Below are 21,518 nucleotides of genomic sequence, written 5' to 3'. Positions count from 1 at the left end.
AGGCGAAGAACATTTGCCCGTCGCGGCGAACCGCTCGCCTCCGCTTTTCTTCCTGTCTAGCTCCGGCCGCTAGCTCCCTTCCGCAAAATAACCTCCGCCCTCGAAGTGCAAGCACTTCTCGGCGCGGAGAACATTTTGCCTCGGGAGCTTGGCGCGCGGCCTCCGCTTTTCTTATTTCCGCGGGCGGGCGATGATTTTAATCGGCGTGCCTTCAAAACCGAATGCATCGCGGATGCGGTTTTCCAAAAACCGTTCATATGAAAAATGCATCAGTTCCGGGTCGTTGACAAACGCGACAAACGTCGGCGGTTTGACGGCGACTTGCGTCATGTAATAAACTTTCAGACGCCGCCCGTTATGCGTCGGCGTCGGATTCATCGCCACCGCATCCATGATGACTTCATTGAGCACATTTGTCTGGACGCGCATCGCATGATTGTCGCTCACAAGCCGGACGAGCGGCAAGAGCTTATGCAGCCGCTGCTTCGTTTTCGCCGATACGAACAAAATCGGCGCATAGTCCAAAAACGGAAAATGGTCGCGAATCTTCCGCTCAAATTCGACCATCGTTTTGTCGTCCTTTTCAATCGCATCCCATTTATTGACGACCAAAATGACACCGCGACCCGCTTCATGCGCGTATCCGGCGATTTTTTTGTCCTGCTCGATGATGCCTTCCTCAGCGTTTAACACAACAAGCACGACGTCCGAGCGCTCAATGGCCCTTAACGCGCGCAAGACGCTATATTTTTCCGTGCTTTCGTAAATTTTTCCTCGTTTGCGCATCCCTGCCGTATCAATGATAACATATTCCTGCCCTTCGCGCACAAATGAGGTGTCGACGGCGTCCCTCGTCGTACCGGCGATGTCGCTGACGATGACCCGCTCCTCACCTAAAATGGCGTTGACAAGCGACGATTTGCCGACATTCGGCCGGCCAATGAGGCAAAACTTAATGACGTCTTCTTCATACTCTTGTCCACCGCCCTTTGGAAAATGACGGACAACAGCATCAAGCAAATCGCCAAGCCCTGTCCCATGAGCTCCGGAAATCGGATACGGCTCCCCAAAGCCCAGAGCGTAAAAGTCGTAAATCAAATCACGCATTTCCGGATTGTCGATTTTGTTCACCGCGAGCACAACCGGCTTATTCGACCGGCGGAGCAGCTTGGCCACCTCTTCATCAGCCGCAGTCACACCGTCCCGGCCGTTCGTCATAAAGATGATGACATCCGCCTCATCGATGGCGATTTCCGCCTGCTGGCGAATTTGCACAAGCAGCGGCTCGTCGCCAATGTCAATGCCGCCGGTATCGATCAAATAAAACGAATGGTTCAGCCATTCGGCTCGGCTGTAAATGCGGTCGCGCGTCACTCCAGGCACGTCTTCGACGATGGAAATGCGTTCCCCGACAATGCGGTTGAAAATCGTCGATTTTCCTACATTTGGACGGCCGACAATGGCCACGACTGGATTTGCCATGCTACCACCCTTTATCTTCGTTTTCTCCTTACCTTTGTCGCTGAAAAAAAACGCCCTTTTCGGAAGGGCATCGGTCCATCAACGCCAAGGGCACTTGACTGCGAGGCTAGGAAGGAAATGACTTTTTGCCAATCAAGTGCATCTTTTAGCGATGAACCAGGGTAGGCTACAACTGCTTTATTTTATCAAAAAGCGAAACGCTCAACAACTAATGTTTGACGATAATAAGAAGCCCCTCGCTCAATTCATGGGCGATGCCATCCAAAATCGCCTCTAAATTCGCGGCGATCTGTTCCATTTCCTCTTTCGTTTGGCAAATAAAGATCGGCGCACCGCCGGCGACGCGCCCGCCGTTCATCGTAATGACGGCCAAAATTATTTTTTCATGCGTCATCGCCGCTCCACCCCTTCCGCTTCCAACGCCGTTTCTTCGGCATGCGGATGGCGCTCTCAAGCACCGGCACGTTTTCGATGACAGCCTTCGCCTTCTCGACATCCTCGACTTGCGGCAAAATAAAAATGCCGACGCGTCCGTCATTCAAATCGCGCTTGGCGAGCGGCACGAGCGCCGGCGTTCCCGAGTCGCGGTAAATGCCGAGGGCGGTCGATACATCATGCAAAATCGCCTGCCGCTGCCCAAGATTGGCGATCGTCGTGCGGGCGTTGAAATTTTTCGGCGTTAAAATAAACCCCATTCCATAGCGCAAAATTTCTTCGCGCCGCGCCGGCAAGCCGATGTTCATGATATAGATGTTGTCAACATACAGCCCTGCCCCTTCAAAATGCGGCTTGACATATTGGACCTCGGCAATGTCTTTCAGCCGGCTTCCGCTCATAAACCGCCGCGCCGTCATAAGGCCGATGATACTGGCGGCAAGCGCGGCCCAAATGTCCCATACTAAATAAAAGAGCGTCGATAAAAAGGAGACGAAAATGACTAAATAGTTCCGCCCTTCAAACACAATCGCGATGCCTTCGATGTATGTTTTTCCTCTCGGCACCAGCTCATACTGATCCAACTCGTTCAACGTATTGCGCTCCATATTGCGTACGTCGCGAAATTGTGAGGCGGCCAAGGCCAAAAACGTGATCGCTGCGAACTCTTTTTCCATAATCGCCGGCACGGCGACCGTTCCCAGGCCGGCGGCAATGGCCCCTAAGGCGATATGGATCGTCCGACCGTGCAAATACGTCGGATATTGCCGGTAATCGGTGCGCAACAAATAAAGCCGCGTCAACACCCCAGCGGCAACACCGTATAAAATCGGAAACGTGTATTCGTTCACGGCTGCCTCGTCCTCCTTACAGGCCGTTTTTCCTCAAGCTGCAGCGAGAAGAAGCGGATCGATTCCCAAACGAGCAAAGATGATGCGCTAATGGCGAGCGCATCCAAAAAGGAAAACGACCCAAGCACATAACCCGGCGCCATGCGCAAGATAGACATGGCGTACACCACTTCCCCTTGACAGCCGCCGAGCGCCAGACAAAGAAGGCGGGCGGATATGCGGCGGTGGAACAGACTGCTGATCAAGGCCATCCACCAGCCAAGCATCCATTGGCCATCAAGCCAAATCCAGACCGGATCAAACAAGGCAAGCAGACGAAAAGCGGCATAGGCAAACGCCAAGCCGGACGCTGACAGCGCCATCCGCAGCCATCCGCATGGCCGCTGTGTGACCGCCGCGTAACAAGAGAAGAAAAAAAGCACAAAAAAGGACGCCGCCATATGAATGGGACTGATCTTCACCGTCATCGAGGCCGAACTGATCATGAAAAGCGAAAATGCAGCCAGCTTCGTCCGCTCGACGGTCTTTTTCATCAAAAATGTCGCTGCAATCCATAACGCCCAAAAAAAGAAATAAAAATAAGCTCCTTCCATCTTTTCCACTCCTTATTATGTTCATTATGTCATCTTTTATGAACGTTCATTCCTGTATAGAAAAAACAGCATTCGTTCATAGTAAAAATGATCGCTGTACCGAAGCAGAAAGGAGCCATGGCGAAATGGGAAAAGATCGACAGGAAAAAAAGCTGAAGCAATCGCGGCGCGTCGAGTCAGATCGGGATCAGTCCCTCTCCTATAAAGGAGCGGCTCGGCTCGACACGCCGGAGGAAGCGCGGGAACGGAACCGCCATTAAGAAAAAGCGGTCCTTCTCTTCCCTTGCGGCCGCCCTTGTCCCGATGCGAGCAACAGCCGCACAATTCCGTTGCAATGAATCAAGCAAAAAAGCTCCCTCCGTCCAGATGGCTCAAGCCATCGGACAGAAGGGAGCTTTCGCTTTGTTTTGCCAGCTAGTTGATCTTGCGGCTCTGCATTACTTTAATTTTTTCAGCTGCTCGCCAATCACTTCGCCGAGCTGAAAGCCGCGCGTTTCCGACGTTCTTGTGTATTGGCTGTAATCCTCGGCCGGCGCGGCCGCCTCTTCCTCAAGCAGCGCGCGGATGCTGAGGGAAAGGCGGTGATCCGCTTCGTTGACGTCGAGCACTTTCGCCTTCACCACGTCGCCTTCTTTCAGCACTTCATGCGGCGAGCCGATGCGGCGGTTGGCGATTTGCGAAACATGCACCAATCCTTCGACGCCTGGGAAGACTTCCACAAACGCGCCGAACGAAGCGAGCCGTTTCACCGTCCCGGTGACGACATCACCCGGTTTCACTTTTTCGCTGAGGCCTTCCCATGGGCCCGGCAGCGCTTCTTTGATCGACAGCGACAGGCGCCCGTTCTCCGGATCGACGGCCAACACTTTCACTTTCACCACATCGCCTTCTTTCACCACTTCCGACGGATGAGCGACGCGCGTATGGGAAAGCTGGGAAATATGTACGAGCCCATCAAACCCGCCGACATCGACAAAGACGCCGAAATCGGCAATGCGGCGGACGACGCCATCCAACACTTGCCCCGGCTCAAGGCGGGAGAGCAGTTCTTTTTGCTGCCGCGCTTGTTCTTCCTCAACGACCGCCCGATGCGACAAAATGACGCGGTTTTTCTCGCGGTCAAGCTCGACGACTTTCACGGAGAGCGTTTTTCCTTTATAATCGGAAAAATCTTCGACGTAATGCGGCTCGACAAGCGACGCCGGGATGAAGCCGCGCACTCCGACATCGGCGACAAGACCGCCTTTGACGATGTCTTTAATGACTGTTTCAAATGTTTCGCCGCTTGCAAATTTGCGCTCAAGATCTTCCCACGCCCGCTCGGCGTCCACCGCTCTTTTCGATAAAATGAGCAACCCTTCTTCCCCGTCTTTTCCTTCTTCCACTTTTTTGACTTTGGCCGTCACTTCATCGCCGACAGCGACGGCATCGCTCGGTTTTTCAATATGCAAGTTCGACAGCTCGCTGATCGGAATGATGCCGCTTTGCTTGCTGTTTTCCACCTCGACCAGCACTTGCTTGTCCTCAAGCTTCACCACTTTGCCGCGGACGATATCGCCCACTTCATACACATTGACTTGCACATTCATCTCTTCTGTCATCGCAAAAACCCTCCTTCATCGACTGACAACTGTCAAAAGCGCGCCTCGCGCCGAGGCCGCGGCCGGCTGTCGGCAAAATAAGGACGCTTTTCTAGTTAGTATACCATATTTTCTCAATCAACATGTACTATAATGCTCATTGAGGCGGCGGAAGGGATGCCTCAAACAGCCTGTTCCTTTCATGCCCGCTGATGCTCTTCCAGCAGCCGGCGGATATGATCCATAATGTAATCGGCCGCTTCTTCTGGCTCGCTTTCCGCGCGCGCAGCGGCGCCATATCGACCGGCGCTCCGTACACAACCTTAAGCGGCACAAACGGACGGTACGGGCCGACAATGGCGCACGGGACAACGGCGGCATCGGTGCGCAAAGCGAAAAAGCCAACGCCGGGCAGCGCCTTTTTCAGCCGGCCGTCTTTGCTGCGCGTCCCTTCCGGAAAAATGCCGAGCACTTCGCCTTGCTTCAGCACCTCAAGCCCCGTGCGCAGCGCCTGGCGGTCGTTCATGCCGCGCTTGACCGGAAAGGCATGCAAGCTTTTGACGAGCGTTTTCACGACCGGAGCACGAAACAGCTCTTCTTTCGCCATAAACCGAATCGGCCGCGGCGCCGTAATGCCGATGACCGGCGGATCTAGGTTGCTGATATGGTTGGCGCAAAGAAGCACGCCGCCTTCCTTTGGAAATTGTTCAATCCCGATCGTTTGAATGCGGTAAAAAGGGGTGAGCACTCCCTTGACGATCCCCTTGGCGAATGAATAAAAGTCCACCGTCATCCAATCCTTTCGTTGACAATCTCCATAATCCGCTCCACCACTTCCTCAACCGACAGCGATGTCGTATCGATTTCCACCGCATCCGGCGCCTTGCGAAGCGGCGCTGTCTCCCGTTCCGAATCGAGCCGGTCGCGGCGGGCGATCTCTTCTTTCAGCTTTTCAAGATCGGATGGAAAGCCGCGCGCAAGATTTTCCTCATGCCGGCGCCGCGCCCGCTCCTCGACCGACGCTTTCAGGAAAATTTTCACTTCGGCGTTCGGCAGCACATGGGTTCCGATATCGCGCCCGTCCATGACGACGCCGCCCCCTTCCGCCAAGGCGCGTTGGCGGGCGACCATCTCCTCGCGCACAAGCGGATGCTTCGCGACAAGCGACACCGCATTCGTCACCGCCTCACCGCGGATGATGTCGGTCACATCGTCGCCATTGACTAGGACGATCTGTCCATGCGGCGACGGTTTCAACTCAATCGATGTATCGCGAAGCAGCGACAGGAGCGCCTGCTCATCATGGATGTCGACGCCGCATGCAAGCGCCCGGTACGTCAGCGCGCGATACATGGCGCCGGTATCGATGTATACGTAGGAAAGCCGCCTAGCGATCCGTTTGGCGACCGTGCTTTTTCCCGCCGCGGCGGGTCCGTCGATCGCGATGCTGATTCGTCGTTTCATCATTTCCTCCTGCTTTACCGAAAATCGCTTGATGAGTGCACAAAGAAAAATGCAGGAAAACCCTGCATGTTTCCATGTTCATTGTACCATATCCGCCGTCAACGGTCGACGGCCGTTTCAACTGTTTTCGTTTTTTCCGGCTTGGCTACCCCTTCGTATTCGTACACCTTGCCGATATACAAGGGCGCTTTCGTGTACAACACAAGCCATTGGGCGACTAGCAAACAAATCGCCTGGATGACGACAAGCTTCCACAACAGCTGTTCGATCCGTTTCATGGCGCAAGCCTCCTGCTTCCCATTTTTTCTAGCAGTATTCCACGCGCCCAGCTCATTTATTCTGTTCGTTCTCCCATTTTCTCTCCTCAAGCTGCCGTTCAAAGCTGTAGCGAATGAGCCGGACGCGGTCTTGGGGGGCGAGGTCTGTGAACTCCACCGACATTTTCGCCATGCCGCGCTCGTCATCAGCCATGCGCACAATCGACGCCTTCGTTTGCACGTAATGGTATTCGCCGGAGCGCATCGCCAACACGAGCCAAAGCTCGACCGCCATGCCGGGGCGAAGAAGCGGAGCGTGCGCCGGCGGCACAAGGAGGGCGGCGCCGCCGGCGCTGATATCCACCGTCATCGTCACAAACGGAGCGAACTCGCTGTCAGACGGATGGACGGCCGCATCGACATTCGCTTTCACCCGCACATAACGGCGGCGCTGGATGCGCACGACGTATTCCTCGCCCGGGTAAGCCAAGACGACCATCGGCAACGGATCGCGGATTTTTCCCTTCACTTCGGTATCAAACATGTATAAACCGCCGTCTTGCCCGACAAAAGTCGCTTTAAACTGCATCCCGTTCAACAAATAAACGGTTTTTCCACTCTGTTCATCGATCGGATAGCTGATATGAACCGCCCCGTCAGCAACGGCGAGCGCTTTGCTTCGGTATTGCCGCGCTGAGCCGTCCGACGGCTCAAGCCGGATCGAATCTCCGATTTTGATCATCATGGTTCCTTTTCCCCTTTTCAGTCAGCTGCCGAACCGGCGATCGTTTCGCTGACCCGCATGATGTCCCATGACGATTATACCATACCGTCCGGCTGCCTTTGACCAAAAAAAGAGGAAAAGCCGACAGCCCCAGCTTTTCCTCCCTTTGTTTTCATCTGTAATTCGGCTCCACGCTTTCAAGCTTCTCGACTTTTTCTTCAAGGCCGGTTGCGGCGTTAATGAACAGTTGATACGTTTCATCGCCAAGCGTTCCTAAAAACTCATAGCAAAGCACCGGTTTTTGCAAATCGTTCATAATGACCGCCTGGCGCTCTTCCATCACTTTCAAATGTGGGTTTACCTTTTTCTTCACCGCCTCGACGGTGAGCGTCGGTTTGGGCAACGGACGCGGAATGGACGATGACAAATAGTCGCGCGCCGTAAAGCCGACGACATGGCCGTTGTCAAGCGCCACTTTCATTTGGATCGCTTCCGGGTAAATGCGGACGCCGTTTTCGCTTTTGACAAATGTCAGCACGGCGACATTATCGTATTGCGTGCTGTCGTACAATTCAAAGCCGGTGAATTGATGCCGTCGCAAAAACGCCATCCCACGGTTGGCCGCCTCATGCAAGCTGATCTTCGGCTTGCCGATTGGCCGGCTGTTTAACGCCCAAATCGGATATCCGCCGTTTTTCGTCACATCCATATAAATGTCGCCCTTTGTTTTCGGATCGTGAATCGTTAAACTGTAAAAACGCTCATCCGCCCCATTGCCGCTGTCCGTCACCTTGATTTTCTCTGTTCCTTTTAAGCCGAGAAACTCGCGGGCGATCCGTTTCGCCTCGTCTTTGGAAATCGGGCGCCCTTTCGCGCGGACAAAGCCTTTTTCCTCATTGGCGAGGCCGATGAACGACGGGCCGAACTCGGACGAACTTGAGAATGTATCAACATTTTTCTCCACTGCTTTCAAGCCGTCAATAATGATGTTGTCGCCTTTTTCGTCGTTCGTCGCCAGCGCCAGTTCGACGTCCATCCAGCGCAAATTGTTTTCCAGCACTAAATGCTGCACGTTGCGCAATTCTTGGCGGATCGCGCCAGCGCTTTTGTACAGCGCCTCGAGCGTCTTATACTCTTCTTTCGTCAATGGTTCTTTTTCCAAATCGCGCACGGCCGTCCGGTAGCTGAACTCGCCGATTTTCGATAAAAACTCTTGCGTCTTGTTAAACGGCAAAAGAGACAGCGGCAGTTGGCCGACATCAGAATGGGCTTCAGACGCGATTTCCCACACTTCGGCGAGCGCCGGCGATAATGAGGCGTGCGAATTCATTGCCAGCGTCGCTCCAAGCTTGTCATGCAGCAAATCGATCTGGTAGGCCAAATCGTGGAACGCGCGCTGGTAATTGTTTTCCGCATGAATTAAGATCGCGTTTTTTTCCTGATGCTCCCGGTAGCCCCAGTAACCAGTGCCGACGACAGCGACGACAAGCGCTGCAATCAGTAAGTTTCGCACCATCTCGTCTCCCTCCTTTTATTTGCAAAAAATATGGTTTCCAATCCGCTTGATTTGCGGGCGGCTCCAAATCCAAGCGCTCGTCGCCGTGGCTGGGTTAAAGTAGTAAATCGCTCCGCCGGTCGGGTCCCAGCCGTTGATCGCATCCAACACCGCTTTTTTCGCCGTTTCATTCGGCGTCAGCCAAATTTGCCCATCGGCGACCGCGGTAAACGCGCCGGGCTGAAAAATCACCCCAGCGACCGTATCCGGAAACGACGGATGCTCCAGCCGATTTAAAATAACGGCGGCAACCGCCACTTGCCCGATGTACGGCTCGCCGCGCGCCTCGCCGTAGACAGCGTTCGCCATGAGCCGAATGTCGTTTTGCGAAAACCCTTTCGGCACATTGGATGCTGTCGTTTTCACCGTTCGCCCGCCGCCTCCGCCGCGTTTTTTCACCTGCTGGCTGAGCGGAATGCCGCCGTAATGGGTGAAATCGTTTCCTTGGCGGATTTGCTCTTTCACAAACTGCTCGTAATATTTTGAAGCGTTCACAAGCTTCCGTTTCGTCTCCGATCCGGCTAGTCCATCGACCGGCAAGCCGTATTCGTATTGGAAATTGCGCAGCGCCCAATACGTTCGCCAGCCAAACACGCCGTCAATTTTGCCGTTGTAAAACCCAAGGTATTGCAGCCGCGCCTGCAGTTCAATGACATCATCGCCAACTGCTCCACGCTGAATCACTTGCGGGGAAAACGCGAAAGCATGGCCTGATGGGTAAATGCATGTCCAAACAGCCAATGCGATGAATAGAACCCATTTTCTTGCCATATGTGAACCTCCCGTCAACAATCACCGTTTTTACCCCTATTTTCCTTCCGTTTCCCTTTTTTATGCGAAAAAAAGAAAAAAGCCAAAGCTTTTACGCTTGGCTTTTCACAGGCGGCACCGCTTGAGGGCGGGCGTATCCTTTCGCTTGTTTTACTTTGCGCAACGCCGCCCACCATAAGGCGAGCATAAACAAACCCATGTAATAGCCCCAACGCTCTTTGGCGAGCAGCAGCCAGTCATAGACGCCATGAAGGAAAAACGGCAACAAAAACGACGCCCATAAATAATAGCGGCGCTTTTTTACGGCAAACTTCGCCTTGCCGAAATAAAACCCCATGATGACGGAAAAGAGCGCATGACTGGACACCGGCAAAAGCGCCCGGGCAATGGCCGTCTCCACTCCGTTGGCCAACAAGTACAAAATGTTTTCCAGCGTCGCGAATCCAAGCGAGACGCTGGCGCTGTACACAATGCCGTCATACGGCTCGTCAAATTCGTCGTGGTCATACACAAAAAAATAAACGACAAACCATTTGACAAACTCCTCAAGGAGCGCAGCGGAAAGAAACGCCTCGGCTGCCGGCGACGCGACGATCCCTTCTGCCGACAGCACGTATTGGATGAACATGATCGGAAACACAAGCAAGACGCCGAACAAAAACATGCGCAACACAAACGAAAGCGGCTCAGCTTCATACTCGTCCTTTAAATAAAAATAACTAAGCAGCGCCACCCCGGGGGCGACGCCGGCGGAAATCAACGAAAACATCCTCGATCCCCGTTTCTTTGGCATTTTTACCTTCATCGTACCACGAAACAGGGGAGAAAAAAAGAGGAATTGCTGGGCCGCTTGTTGCCTAATAAGCGAACAAGCCATCAACGGCGGCGTCGGCAGCAAGAGCGACAGCGAGCTTGATGCGCGCTTTTTTCGCGTCATAGTCGCTGCCAAGAATAACCCCTTTCTTATGCAAATCGTAGGCGCTGCCGGGGTAATCGTACGTTGTATACACCGCCCCTTCCTCGGCGCTCGTCGTCACCACGACTTTGATCCCCGCTTCGATGGCTTTGACGATTTCATCGACCATTTTTGGCGCCACTTGCCCGCGGCCGACCCCTTCGAGCACAATGCCAGCGACGCCGCTTTCTCGAGCCGCTTTAATGAACTTGCCGTCCGCCTCCAAGTAGCATTTCACAATGTCCACCGGCGGAAGCGGGCGCACAAGCTTGTAATATTCGCGTCGGATCGGCTTTTGGTACACGTACACCTCATCGTTGTCAATGATGCCTAAATAGCCGAAGCCGAAAGCGTTGAATCCTTGAATGTTCGAGGCGTGTTCTTTTTTCACGTATTTCGCGGCAAAAATGCGTTCATTGAACACAACGACCGTCCCCGCCCCACGCAACGGCTCGGCGCACGCGGCGTAAATGGCATGGCGGATGTTGATGTACACATCGCTGCCCAAATCAGACGGCGCCCGCTGCGAACCGGTGACGACGATCGTCCGCGGGTCATCGATCGTCAAATCAAGGAAATAGGCCGTTTCTTCGAGCGCATCGGTTCCGTGAGTGACGACGATGCCATCAACGGATGGATCGGTGAAATGCGCCTCAATCCGTTTTTTCAGCTCAAGCCAATGCGAAAACGTCAAATGCATGCTTGGCAATTGAAATACGCTTTCCACGATGATTTCAATTTCTTTCGGCAAATGGCACATCGCCGCGAGTTCTTCACCGCTTAGCGCCCCAGCCCGCAGGCGGCCGGAACGTTCGTTTCGCTTGCTCGCAATCGTGCCGCCGGTTGTCAGGAGCACCACTTTCCGTTTCGTCACGCAAGCCACCCTCGCTTTCTCGCTTTCGCATCATGACACGAGTGTTGATGATCCATTATTTTACTAAAAAACAAAGAATGGGCTCTTCACCACAACATGTACTTGACAAGCAATGCGGTTTCCTGCACAAAGATGTGCCAAAATCACGGATTTGTTGATTTTCCCTCACAAGCGTAAATAGGGTATGTTCAGAAAAAATCAAGTACAACTTTTGGTGAAGAGCCAAAGAATGATATGGCTGAACACAAGCTTTTCTGTCTCTTCCCTCGAACAAGAACGCCGGCGGGCAAATGTCATTTGCCCGCAAAGCGTTCATTGTTCGAGGAGGGCATGCCGTCATATGCCCAGTCGATGTATTGGCCAAGAAGCGCTACTGCAGCTGCTTGGCTGACCCCTCCCGTTCGCGCTTGGCGATGCAGGCGGCAATAGCGTCTCCATGGAAGCGGCCGTTTTCGATAAAAATTTCATTCGCATCGTTGCCAGCGGCGATCACCCCGGCGATAAACACCCCCGGCACGTTTGTTTCCATCGTCTCCGGATCATAATGCGGCCGGCCGCTTTCCGGGTCGATCTGCACCCCGATGTTCATCAAGAAGCGATGGTCCGGATGGTAGCCGGTCATGGCGAACACGAAATCATTTTTGATCGTTTTCGTCTCCCCGTTCACTTCGTAAATGACCGCATCTTCCGTGATCTCTTTCACATGGGCATGAAACTCCATGCGAATGACGCCTTTTTTCACAAGGGCATCAAATTCCGGCAAAATCCACGGCTTAATGCTTTTGGAATATTCCCCGCCCCGGTAGAGGACCGTCACGCGCGCCCCAGCTTTGACGAGCTCCATCGCCGCGTCGACGCTCGAGTTTTTGCCGCCGATGACAACGCAGTCGGTGTTGAAGTACGGATGCGCTTCTTTAAAGTAATGCATCACTTTCGGCAGCTCTTCCCCCGGCACGTTCATATAGTTCGGATGGTCGTAATAGCCGGTGGCCACGACCACGTATCGGGCCCGATATAGCGCTTTTGAGGTTTCAACGAGAAACGTCCCGTCTTCCTGGCGCTTAATAGCTTTCACTTCTTCGAACGTATTGATGCGAAGCTGTTTGCGGACAACGACTTCACGATAATACGCAAGCGCCTGGTTTCTCGTCGGCTTCCGGTTTTCCGTAATAAACGGCACCCCGCCGATCTCGAGCCGGTCGCTCGTGCTGAAAAACGTCTGATGCGTCGGAAACCGATAAATCGAATGGACGATGTTTCCTTTCTCGATCACCAGCGGCGAAAATCCGGCGTCTTGCAAAGCAATCGCCGCCGCCAGCCCGCACGGACCGCCGCCGACAATAATGATTTTCTCCTCTTTCATCGTTTTTGCCACCTCGCATGAAGCAAAAAATCCCCTATCTTATGATAGGGGATTTCACCAAAGCTTGCAAATATCACTGCTTGCTCGCCTCACACCCAGCCGCGGAACCGGCACGCTTCCGCCATTTTGCGGACGCCGACCATGTAGGCGGCAAGGCGCATGTCGACGCGGCGCGTCTGCGCCATTTCATACACGTTGTTGAACGCTTTGACCATCACTTTTTCAAGCCGCTGTTCCACTTCTTCTTCCGTCCAATAGTAACCTTGGTTGTTTTGCACCCATTCGAAGTACGACACCGTCACGCCCCCAGCGCTTGCAAGCACGTCCGGAACGAGCAAAATGCCGCGCTGCGTCAAAATTTCCGTCGCCTCAAGCGTCGTCGGCCCGTTCGCCGCCTCGACGACGATGCTCGCCTTAATGCGCGGAGCGTTTTCGGCCGTAATTTGGTTTTCGATGGCCGCCGGCACCAAAATATCGCAATCAAGCTCAAGCAGCTCTTGATTCGAAATCGTATTTTTAAACAGCTTCGTCACCGTGCCAAAGCTGTCGCGCCGTTCAAGCAAATAGTCGATGTCGAGCCCGTTCGGGTCGTACAGCGCGCCGTACACATCGGAAATGCCGACGACTTTCGCCCCGGCGTCGTGCATAAATTTGGCCAAATAGCTGCCGGCGTTGCCGAACCCTTGAACGACGACGCGCGCCCCCTTGAGCGACAAGCCGCGTTTTTTCGCCGCCTCGCGGATGCAAATGGTCACTCCTTTGGCCGTCGCCGTTTCCCGGCCGTGCGAACCGCCGAGGACAAGCGGCTTCCCGGTGATAAACCCTGGCGAATCAAACTCGCGAATTCGGCTGTACTCATCCATCATCCACGCCATAATTTGCGAGTTCGTAAACACATCCGGCGCCGGAATGTCTTTTGTCGGTCCGACGATTTGGCTGATGGCTCGCACATAACCGCGGCTTAGCCGCTCAAGCTCGCGGAACGACATCGTGCGCGGGTCGCAGACGATGCCGCCTTTGCCGCCGCCGTATGGCAAGTCAACGATGCCGCACTTTAAGCTCATCCAAATCGACAGCGCTTTCACTTCTCGTTCCGTCACATCAGGATGGAAACGCACGCCGCCTTTCGTCGGACCGACCGCATCGTTATGCTGCGCCCGGTAGCCGGTAAAAATTTTCACCGATCCGTCGTCCATGCGCACCGGAATGCGAACGGTCAGCACGCGGATCGGCTCTTTCAAGAGCTCATACACCTCTTCCGGATAGCCGAGCTTTTCCAACGCTCTATGTATAACAATTTGTGTCGACGCCAGCACGTCGTATTGTTGCCCCTTCTCTTCCGTATGCTTATCGGCTGCCATACGTAAACCTCCTATAAGCTCGCTGTAATAGTTTGTCGCCTTCCATGTCATAGTATACACCTTCTGTCGGCATCTGCAAAGGAAAAATGATGAAACGCGCGAACCGCTTTATGGAAGCCTTTCGCGCGAAAAAATAGACTCCTTGTCCATATAAAGGAGTCTTGGCTGCGCCCTAGTTGGCCCGGAAATAGTGAACGAGCTGCGCAATGGCGCGCCGTTCGATCAACTGTTTCCCATATTCTTGCACACGGTGTATCGTTATCGTGGCCGGGTTGCCAAACTCGGCCAGCAAGGCGACAAAGTTGTCGAGCGGAATCGGCGGTTCCTCGGCGACGTGCAAGTAAAAGCGGCCTTGGTACGAATAAAGCGTGCCGTCGAGGCAGCCGACCGCATGCAGGCGATGAGCGAGCTGGATGACATCTTCGAACGTTTGGAATTCGTAAAATATGTCATCGCTCTCATCGAGCGTTACTTGCATTTCGATATAGTCGTCGGCGAATTCTTCTTCGATGTCGTCGTAGTCGCCTTCATTCGTGACGATAACGACCATGCCCTGTGCCGGTAAAGAGTAGACTTCGACCGCGATCGATCCGTTCACTTCAAAGCCGAGCTCTTCGCTCGCTTCCTCGATCATGTCGCGGAACAGCTGATGGACTTTAAACGTGTCCTTCCACAAATCGTCTTTCGTCAACCCGCGGTCCAGCAAATCGTCAAACGTCAAGAAAATTTTAATTTTGTTGTGGGTCAAGCGCTCAAGACGCATCGGCACCCCTCCTTACCTACAGAGCCATCTCTTACCGTTATTGTATGACGCAATCGGCAATTGGTTCGTTTGTTGTTATTAATGAGTTTACATCGTTTTCCCCGTTTTAGACAAGCATTTTTTCTCGAGTGTCGGTTTTCCGGGCACAATCGTGATGAGATGAGTCTCTGCCGGCGCTCCGAGGCGAAGCGGCACCCCGGTCGTCCCGTAGCCGTTACTCGTCAACACCGCCGTGCTGCCCTGCCATTTGAGCCCTCCTTTTTCATAAAACCCAATGGAAAAGAAGCGAATTTGTCCTCCATGCGTATGGCCGCTCAGCACGAGTGAAATGTGCTGCTCCTCTCTTAGGCGAGCGACGATCGCTGGGTTATGGCAGGCTAATATACGAAATGATTGAGGCGGAACGTGTTCAAGCGCCCGATCGATATCCGCCTCCTTCCGGCTTACGTCGCCGACGCCGATGAGCGCGACCGGCACACCGCCGTGCTCCCATACTTTCGCTTTGTTTTTGAGCATATGGACGCGCTCTTCCTCGAGCAATGATTGAAGATCGTAGTCGACCTCGTCATCATTGTTTCCCCAGACAAAATAAACGGGAGCGACCGCTTGCAACCGGCGCACATTTTCGCGGACGCGCGCTTCCGGCACCCCTTTTTCAACTAAGTCCCCGCCAATCACGACGAGGTGAGCCTTTCTCCTCACTTCCTCAAGCATGCGAAACGAAACGACCCGCCGATGAATATCAGAAATAAAAAAAAATTGTAAGCGGCGGGCAATGGTCGGGAAAATGAGGAAATGACAGCGTCACATGACGGACCCGGTTGCTGTGCGCTTCTTTCCACATATAACCAAGCAAAACAAGAAAACTCGTGATCATTCCCCCGATGACCATACTTCCTCCTGCTAAAGCCGGTCATCTTTCGTCAACCGGCGGTCTCTCATCGTCATCATACCATAAAAAAAGGAAAAAACGAAAAAAAGCGCCGCCAACCGCCAATGAAACCGAAACGCCCAATAAAAATGGCCGAGCGCCGCCAAGCTGAACAACCATTGGCCTAAGCGGAGCCGCCGGCCGGACAACAGGCGCACCGTCCCGCCGACTACCGCGCGGATGAGCGCCCCGTTGGCAGCCGCCCCGAACCAAAAGCAAACGAGCGCAAGCCATGTCCGCAGTGGGGCAAACAGCAAATCGGTCAAAAATCGCTCCAGCGAGAACGGCTCAAGCGGCGGCAGCCAGCGAAAAAACAAATACGTGCACAAAATAGCGGCCATGGCGGTCATCGATAGACGGCCCATGGTTTCCTCCTTAACCCGATCCTCATTATTCGTCATGGCAAACAGGCATGAACGACATGGCTCCATCATACATATAGACTGAACTTTGCCAAAAAAGGGGGGGTTTTATGTTTACGACCCGCAAACAATATGAGCCGTACATCAGCCCGTTTGACCCGTGCCCGCCGATCCGTGTCAAAACGTACGTCACCGCGCCGAACTTGTACGTCGGATTCCAGCCGCCAAACTTGCCGCAATTTCCGCTTCGCGAAGCATTAATGAAAGGAACGCTTTGGCAAGTGTTTTACGACCCGTATTACAGCCCTTACGAAACGAAGACAAAAGGTGATGGCTCATGAAACAAATGCCAAAGGAGTATTATGAGCAGCTCGAGGAGCTGCAGGCTGTCGACTTTGCCCTCGTTGAGCTCACGCTTTATTTAGACACCCATCCAACCGATTACCAGGCGATTCAACAATTTAACCAACTCGCGCAAAAGCGGAAGCAGCTGAAAAAACAGTTTGAAGCCGCCTACGGCCCGCTTGAGCAGTTCGGCCATAGCTATTCGAACTACCCGTGGAATTGGGACGACACGCCGTGGCCTTGGCAAGTGTAGCTGATCCATCACGAGCGCAAGGAGGAACGGATCATGTGGATTTATGAAAAAAAATTGCAGTACCCGGTCCGCGTCAGCACGTGCAACCCGAGGCTGGCAAAATATTTGATCGAACAGTACGGCGGAGCGGACGGGGAGCTCGCTGCTGCGCTCCGTTACTTAAACCAACGTTATACGCTGCCCCCGAAAGTGATCGGGCTGCTTAACGACATCGGCACCGAAGAACTCGCTCATTTGGAAATGATCGCGACAATGGTGTACAAACTGACGAAAGACGCGACACCGGAGCAGCTGAAAGAAGCCGGCCTTGAGCCTCATTACGTCGATCATGAACGCGCCCTCTTTTACCATAACGCCGCCGGCAACCCGTTTACGGCGACGTATATTCAAGCAAAAGGCGACCCTATCACCGACTTGTACGAAGACATCGCCGCTGAAGAGAAAGCGCGCGCCACCTACCAATGGATCATCAACATGAGCGACGATCCGGATTTAAACGATGGGCTCCGCTTTTTGCGCGAGCGGGAAATCATCCATGCGCAACGATTCCGCGAAGCAGTGGAAATTTTGAAAGAAGAGCGCAGCCAGAAAAAAATATTCTAAACAAAACACAGCTGGATGGACCCTCCATTCAGCTGTTTTCATAATATAGGTTGATGTCGTACTCCCGCTTCAGCCATTCAAACAGCCGGTGGCGCCCATTCCATTGTTCTTCATTTTTCCATAAATCGATGCTTTTCTGGATAATTTCGCAGCGGAGGGCATGAAAGTCGTCTTCCGCCTTTTCACTTTTTCCTTTATAATAAACAGCCAGCCAATACACCGTGCATAACAGGAGCAAGATGAAAATGTGGGCCGGGGCGGCAAAAAACCAGGCGAATCGTTCGCTCCACGCCGTGATCGCTGCAGCGTTGGCAATGATATAAAGAAGGAACGCGGCCAAGCCGGCCAACGCGGCCGCCTGCAAAAGCGTCGACCGCTTTTCAAGCCGCTCCCATTTTTTCTTTTTTTCAATGACGGCAAGCAACATTTCTTTTGTCACTTCATCGAGGGAAAATTCATCCGGAAACCGGGTCATGGCGCTCTCCCCTTGTCCGTATTCTATTGTCCATCATATGCGGGCAACAGACAGATTAGAACAAAGGGGAACGCGCGCGGCCATTTTTTCGGCCGGCGGGCGCAACCGCTTATTCCGTCTGAGCGGGGAGTGGAATGCGCAGCGTTTGCCCCGGCTCGAGCCGGCTCGTTGACAAGCCGTTTTCTTTTTTGATGATCTCCATGGCGGTAGGCGTGCCGTAATATTTCATCGCAATGCTATAAAGCGTTTCGTTCGCCGCCACCACATGGGTGATGGTCTGCGCGTCGGATTCGCTTTTTGCCTCGTCACCCGCGGCGCGCTTCGGCTCTGATGTTCGTTCCGCCTTCGCGCCATCTTCTTGAATAATGCGCACCGTCTCCCGGCTGCCGCTTTCCTCATGGCGGACGACTGTGACCGTTCCAGGCTTTGACTGGGCATAGTAAACAGCCGTCACCGCAGCCGGCAGCGTGAAAAACAAAAACGCGAGCAAACGGGCGGGAATGTATTTTCGTTTTTGCTCCTCTTTTTGCCGCCGCCGTTTTAGGCGCGATGGCGGCGCCCCCGTGCTTGACGGTGGACGTTTTTTCCGCGCCAGGCGCCCCGATGCTTCTTCCATCGCTTCACTCCCTTTCTTCCTCTGCCCCCCGTTTGAGCCGCACATGTAAAGCAAGCACAAAATCGATCAAAAAGTGAGCGGTGATGGCGGCCCATAAGCTGTCAGTCTGTTCGTAAAGGACGCCGAGAAAGAGACTGAGCAGCACGACGACCATAAACAAAAACCATTTTTCCAAATAACGGACGTGCAGCACGGCAAAAATGGCGCTTGCCGCCCAGAGCCCCCAATGCGTCTGCACAATGCCGCGAAACAGCCATTCTTCTGTCACCGCGATGAATGCGCATAAAAAAAAAGAGATGCGGAATCGAGCGGCCGCGGAATATTTTTTCATTGACGCCGCCGTCATCATGCCAGTCGTCCGGCAAATAGCGCATCGCCAAAAACTCGGCAGCGAGCACGAACGCCGCCCCGCCGGCTCCGTACACGAGCACATCGCGCAACTCAAACTGCCAAAGCCGACGCCACTCCTCCCGAGCAAATAAAAACAGCGAGCTGCCGCCGGCCAAAAGCAGCAGCAACCCTTGCGTAATATAAAGATGGATGAGCACTTCGCGGTCTGTCATCTGTTTGATTTGTTCACTTTGCCGCCTCATCGTGCCGCCTCCCGCCGAAAAACATATGCCATAGCTCCTCGCGCCAAGGCCGGACGGGCGCCGCCTCGGGACGGCGGCCGTCCGTCATGAAACGGTCCGTCTCCAGGCCGCAGTTGTCGCAGCAAGCATCTGGTTTGTCCGCCGGCTCCTCCCCGAACGCGCGGACAATCGCCGCGCGCCGGCATGAAAAGGCGTGCACCCATTCCTCCATTTCGCGCAATTTTTTCCGCTTCCAACGCCGCCGCGCCTCGATGGCAGCGGCCATCCGTTCATACAGCCGCTCCTTCGCCGCGGCCGTCAGCTGTTCGGGCGCCGCTGTTTGTCCCCATTCTAAAAAGTACGCCAACAGCCGTTTTTGTATGTCCGTAAATCCGCCGGCATCAACCGCAGCGCGCCATCCGCCACGGACGGCGTCTTCCGGCAGCCGCCGGCACCACTCGCGGAGCGCAGCCGAGTCGGGAAGCTCCGCTTCGGCGACCGCCTGGGCGATCGCCCGGTCGCCGTCCGCGTAAAACAATACAGCAAGGCTTGGCGCCCCGTCACGCCCGGCGCGCCCGATTTCCTGCACATACGCCTCAAGCTGGGCCGGCATATGAAAGTGAAGCACAAAACGGACGTTTCCTTTGTCCACCCCCATGCCGAACGCGCTTGTGCAACAAACAATGTCGAGCTCGTCATATAAAAACTGTTGCTGCACAAGCAGCCGTTGTTCCCCATCCATGCCGGCGTGGTAATAGGCGACCCGCCCCGCCCCGTTTTGCGCCAGCCGGCGCGCCATTTCTTCAGCCCACTGCCGGCTTGAAAAGTACACGATCCCCGGTCCTCGGAGCCGTTTCGCGCATTCGGCCAAGCGCGCAGCTTTGTCCTCAACCGATAAGCAACGTTCCACCGCCAAGGCGATGTTCGGGCGGTCGACGGAATAAATATGGCGACGCGCCCGCTCCATCCCGAGCGTGCGGATGATGTCCTCCTGCACTTCCGGCGTAGCCGTCGCCGTCAGCGCCAGACACGGCGGCGAACCGAGCGCATGGCGGACCGCTCCGAGCTTCAAAAAGTCCGGGCGAAAATCATAACCCCACTGTGAAATGCAATGCGCCTCATCGACGACAAACAACGAAACACGCACGCGCCGGAGCGCCGCCAAAAACGTTTCAGATTGCAGCATTTCCGGTGAGGCATAAATAAAGCGAAAATCTGGAAGCGAGGTGAGGGCGTGCCATTTTTCTTCCGCATCAAGCAAACTATGGAACGCGACAACGCGCTTTTCACCGCGCCGGCGCAGCTGCTCGACTTGATCTTCCATTAAGGAGACGAGCGGCGAGACAATGAGCACGCTCCCCGGGAGGAAATACGCCGGCAGCTGATAGCAAAGCGATTTGCCGCTTCCAGTCGGCAGCATCGCCAGCACATCGCGCCCGCTGAGCACGTCTTCGATCACATCGCGCTGTCCGGGCCGAAACGACGCGTGCCCGAACCGCTCATGCAATGTTTTCGTTAATTCATCCAACGTCCCACTTCCTTTGCCAACACGAGCCGAATTTCAAAATAACTCGCTATTCCGCCAAGCGCCTCGCGAATACGCTTCAGCTTGCGCGTCCCGAGCGCCCGCGCCGCGGCCTGGATCGCCGCCGCCCTTTCAGCGGCGACAAACGGGGCGATCGAAAAATCGGGCACATTGGCGGCCAACTCGACGACATGATCCTCGATTGTACTTTTTTTCAAGCGCCGAAGGGCGGCGATTTCGTCGATCGTCTTTCCTTTTTGCAGCCATTCGTACGTTTTTTGCGCCGATTGCGTCAGCTGCACCGGCGCCAGCCCGGCCATCAGCTCGGCCATCACCGGGGCGCGCCCGGCTTCGGCTTCAGCCATCATATAATGAAGCACGTTGCGAAACTGAAACTGCACATACAGCACATCTTTTTGCAGCCAAGCGGCAATTTGCTCCGCCGTCCAGCCGATGCGGCGGGCGCTTGTCAACCGGAGCACAAACACCGTCGCCGCTTCTTCAGAAACAGCCGCAAGCAGCCGGGTGAGCTCGTCATAAAGCGCCCGCGCCAACGTTTGGCGCGATCTCTTGTCCAGCAAATACTGCTTCACCCATAACAGCGTCCGCTCGTCGCGGCAAATGGGGATAAAACGCTGTCCATGGGAGAGGTTGGACAGCGTCTGCCCAATGAGCGACAGCCGCTGCCAAAAAAGCGGCTCGATCTCATGGTAGCGCCAGCCGTTCACATAGCGGGGGAACCATGCCGCCTGTTCATCGAGCCAATGCCGCCCTTTTTCCGTCAATATATATGTCCGGTCATGGACGG

The 21,518-nt window shown here is 54.4% G+C and carries 25 protein-coding genes and 2 pseudogenes; 4 read left to right on the top strand and 23 right to left on the bottom strand.

Annotation, left to right across the window (positions count from 1 at the left end):
* Window positions 1-171 precede the first annotated feature (171 nt).
* The 4 genes from der to I656_RS12355 all read right to left on the bottom strand — a co-directional run bounded on the left by der (window position 172) and on the right by I656_RS12355 (window position 3,361).
* Window positions 172-1,482, bottom strand: coding sequence for a ribosome biogenesis GTPase Der (gene der, locus I656_RS12340; RefSeq protein ID WP_013144887.1), 1,311 nt, complete (start codon window positions 1,480-1,482; stop codon window positions 172-174).
* Between the two features lie 208 nt (window positions 1,483-1,690).
* A complete protein-coding gene (locus tag I656_RS12345; protein WP_020754086.1) occupies window positions 1,691-1,876 on the bottom strand; it encodes a capping complex subunit for YIEGIA in 186 nt (61 codons plus the stop codon).
* The gene (locus tag I656_RS12350; protein ID WP_020754085.1) at window positions 1,866-2,768 is read right to left on the bottom strand and encodes a YIEGIA family protein; all 903 of its coding nucleotides are present in this window, start codon (window positions 2,766-2,768) and stop codon (window positions 1,866-1,868) included. The genes I656_RS12345 and I656_RS12350 overlap by 11 nt, the downstream gene beginning before the upstream one ends.
* Window positions 2,765-3,361 (bottom strand): hypothetical protein, encoded by a 597-nt coding sequence (locus tag I656_RS12355; RefSeq protein ID WP_033004841.1) that lies wholly within the window; start codon window positions 3,359-3,361, stop codon window positions 2,765-2,767. The genes I656_RS12350 and I656_RS12355 overlap by 4 nt, the downstream gene beginning before the upstream one ends.
* Window positions 3,362-3,486: 125 nt before the next feature.
* On the opposite strand from I656_RS12355, the gene I656_RS17645 reads away from it, so the two are divergent.
* Window positions 3,487-3,621 carry a YpzI family protein gene (locus I656_RS17645; RefSeq protein ID WP_013144883.1) on the top strand — a complete coding sequence of 45 codons (135 nt, stop codon included), beginning with the start codon at window positions 3,487-3,489 and terminating at the stop codon, window positions 3,619-3,621.
* 177 nt (window positions 3,622-3,798) lie between these two features.
* On the opposite strand, the gene rpsA is transcribed toward I656_RS17645, so the two are convergent.
* From rpsA to I656_RS12420, 14 genes and pseudogenes are all read right to left on the bottom strand, one after another.
* Window positions 3,799-4,962, bottom strand: a complete 1,164-nt coding sequence (rpsA, locus tag I656_RS12360; protein WP_020754082.1) for a 30S ribosomal protein S1 — start codon at window positions 4,960-4,962, stop codon at window positions 3,799-3,801.
* A 179-nt stretch (window positions 4,963-5,141) separates the two neighbouring features.
* Window positions 5,142-5,734: pseudogene (locus I656_RS12365) on the bottom strand (lysophospholipid acyltransferase family protein).
* A complete protein-coding gene (gene cmk / locus I656_RS12370; protein WP_033004840.1) occupies window positions 5,731-6,405 on the bottom strand; it encodes a (d)CMP kinase in 675 nt (224 codons plus the stop codon). Before cmk ends, I656_RS12365 begins: the two are co-directional and overlap by 4 nt.
* 98 nt (window positions 6,406-6,503) lie before the next feature.
* Window positions 6,504-6,683, bottom strand: coding sequence for a YpfB family protein (locus I656_RS12375; protein WP_020754079.1), 180 nt, complete (start codon window positions 6,681-6,683; stop codon window positions 6,504-6,506).
* A 52-nt stretch (window positions 6,684-6,735) separates the two neighbouring features.
* The gene (locus I656_RS12380; protein ID WP_013144878.1) at window positions 6,736-7,404 is read right to left on the bottom strand and encodes a flagellar brake protein; all 669 of its coding nucleotides are present in this window, start codon (window positions 7,402-7,404) and stop codon (window positions 6,736-6,738) included.
* Window positions 7,405-7,558: 154 nt separating this feature from the next.
* Window positions 7,559-8,902: a germination protein YpeB gene (ypeB, locus tag I656_RS12385; RefSeq protein ID WP_020754075.1), complete on the bottom strand. Its 1,344-nt coding sequence runs from the start codon at window positions 8,900-8,902 to the stop codon at window positions 7,559-7,561.
* Between the two features lie 15 nt (window positions 8,903-8,917).
* Window positions 8,918-9,712 (bottom strand): spore cortex-lytic enzyme, encoded by a 795-nt coding sequence (sleB, locus tag I656_RS12390; protein WP_015375278.1) that lies wholly within the window; start codon window positions 9,710-9,712, stop codon window positions 8,918-8,920.
* Window positions 9,713-9,803: 91 nt separating this feature from the next.
* Window positions 9,804-10,481 carry a glutamic-type intramembrane protease PrsW gene (gene prsW / locus I656_RS0114830; protein ID WP_015375279.1) on the bottom strand — a complete coding sequence of 226 codons (678 nt, stop codon included), beginning with the start codon at window positions 10,479-10,481 and terminating at the stop codon, window positions 9,804-9,806.
* A gap of 88 nt (window positions 10,482-10,569) precedes the next feature.
* Window positions 10,570-11,541: an asparaginase gene (locus I656_RS12395; protein WP_012820743.1), complete on the bottom strand. Its 972-nt coding sequence runs from the start codon at window positions 11,539-11,541 to the stop codon at window positions 10,570-10,572.
* A gap of 370 nt (window positions 11,542-11,911) precedes the next feature.
* Window positions 11,912-12,904, bottom strand: a complete 993-nt coding sequence (locus I656_RS12400) for a YpdA family putative bacillithiol disulfide reductase (protein WP_015375280.1) — start codon at window positions 12,902-12,904, stop codon at window positions 11,912-11,914.
* An 89-nt stretch (window positions 12,905-12,993) separates the two neighbouring features.
* Window positions 12,994-14,265 carry a Glu/Leu/Phe/Val dehydrogenase gene (locus I656_RS12405; protein WP_015375281.1) on the bottom strand — a complete coding sequence of 424 codons (1,272 nt, stop codon included), beginning with the start codon at window positions 14,263-14,265 and terminating at the stop codon, window positions 12,994-12,996.
* Window positions 14,266-14,437: 172 nt separating this feature from the next.
* The gene (locus tag I656_RS12410; protein WP_033004838.1) at window positions 14,438-15,028 is read right to left on the bottom strand and encodes a genetic competence negative regulator; all 591 of its coding nucleotides are present in this window, start codon (window positions 15,026-15,028) and stop codon (window positions 14,438-14,440) included.
* A gap of 87 nt (window positions 15,029-15,115) precedes the next feature.
* Window positions 15,116-15,742 (bottom strand): metallophosphoesterase, encoded by a 627-nt coding sequence (locus tag I656_RS12415; RefSeq protein WP_020754068.1) that lies wholly within the window; start codon window positions 15,740-15,742, stop codon window positions 15,116-15,118.
* Window positions 15,743-15,931: 189 nt separating this feature from the next.
* Window positions 15,932-16,324, bottom strand: a complete 393-nt coding sequence (locus I656_RS12420; protein WP_033004836.1) for a hypothetical protein — start codon at window positions 16,322-16,324, stop codon at window positions 15,932-15,934.
* Window positions 16,325-16,431: 107 nt separating this feature from the next.
* Here I656_RS12420 and I656_RS12425 point away from each other — a divergent pair, with 107 nt between their 5' ends.
* From I656_RS12425 to I656_RS12435, 3 genes are read left to right on the top strand one after another with little or no spacing between them, the layout of a single operon-like run.
* The gene (locus I656_RS12425) at window positions 16,432-16,662 is read left to right on the top strand and encodes a spore coat associated protein CotJA (protein ID WP_012820740.1); all 231 of its coding nucleotides are present in this window, start codon (window positions 16,432-16,434) and stop codon (window positions 16,660-16,662) included.
* Window positions 16,659-16,919, top strand: coding sequence for a spore coat protein CotJB (locus I656_RS12430; protein ID WP_012820739.1), 261 nt, complete (start codon window positions 16,659-16,661; stop codon window positions 16,917-16,919). Before I656_RS12425 ends, I656_RS12430 begins: the two co-directional genes overlap by 4 nt.
* Window positions 16,920-16,952: 33 nt before the next feature.
* Window positions 16,953-17,522 (top strand): manganese catalase family protein, encoded by a 570-nt coding sequence (locus tag I656_RS12435; RefSeq protein ID WP_020754065.1) that lies wholly within the window; start codon window positions 16,953-16,955, stop codon window positions 17,520-17,522.
* A 28-nt stretch (window positions 17,523-17,550) separates the two neighbouring features.
* On the opposite strand, the gene I656_RS12440 is transcribed toward I656_RS12435, so the two are convergent.
* The 5 genes and pseudogenes from I656_RS12440 to I656_RS0114825 form a co-directional block, all read right to left on the bottom strand.
* Window positions 17,551-17,997, bottom strand: coding sequence for a YpbF family protein (locus I656_RS12440; RefSeq protein ID WP_020754064.1), 447 nt, complete (start codon window positions 17,995-17,997; stop codon window positions 17,551-17,553).
* A gap of 109 nt (window positions 17,998-18,106) precedes the next feature.
* A complete protein-coding gene (locus I656_RS12445) occupies window positions 18,107-18,613 on the bottom strand; it encodes a LysM peptidoglycan-binding domain-containing protein (protein ID WP_033004833.1) in 507 nt (168 codons plus the stop codon).
* Window positions 18,614-18,617: 4 nt separating this feature from the next.
* A pseudogene (locus I656_RS12450) lies at window positions 18,618-19,206 on the bottom strand (lysostaphin resistance A-like protein).
* The gene (locus I656_RS12455; RefSeq protein ID WP_020754061.1) at window positions 19,190-20,713 is read right to left on the bottom strand and encodes an ATP-dependent DNA helicase RecQ; all 1,524 of its coding nucleotides are present in this window, start codon (window positions 20,711-20,713) and stop codon (window positions 19,190-19,192) included. Before I656_RS12455 ends, I656_RS12450 begins: the two are co-directional and overlap by 17 nt.
* Window positions 20,701-21,518: helix-turn-helix domain-containing protein (locus tag I656_RS0114825; RefSeq protein ID WP_033004831.1), on the bottom strand; the 818-nt coding region annotated here is incomplete at its 5' end. The genes I656_RS0114825 and I656_RS12455, both read right to left, overlap by 13 nt.

The organism is Geobacillus sp. WSUCF1, assembly GCF_000422025.1.
Classification (GTDB): domain Bacteria; phylum Bacillota; class Bacilli; order Bacillales; family Anoxybacillaceae; genus Geobacillus; species Geobacillus zalihae.
Note: the sequence above shows the minus strand (reverse complement) of the source record. Positions and strands in the feature narration are given on the sequence as shown.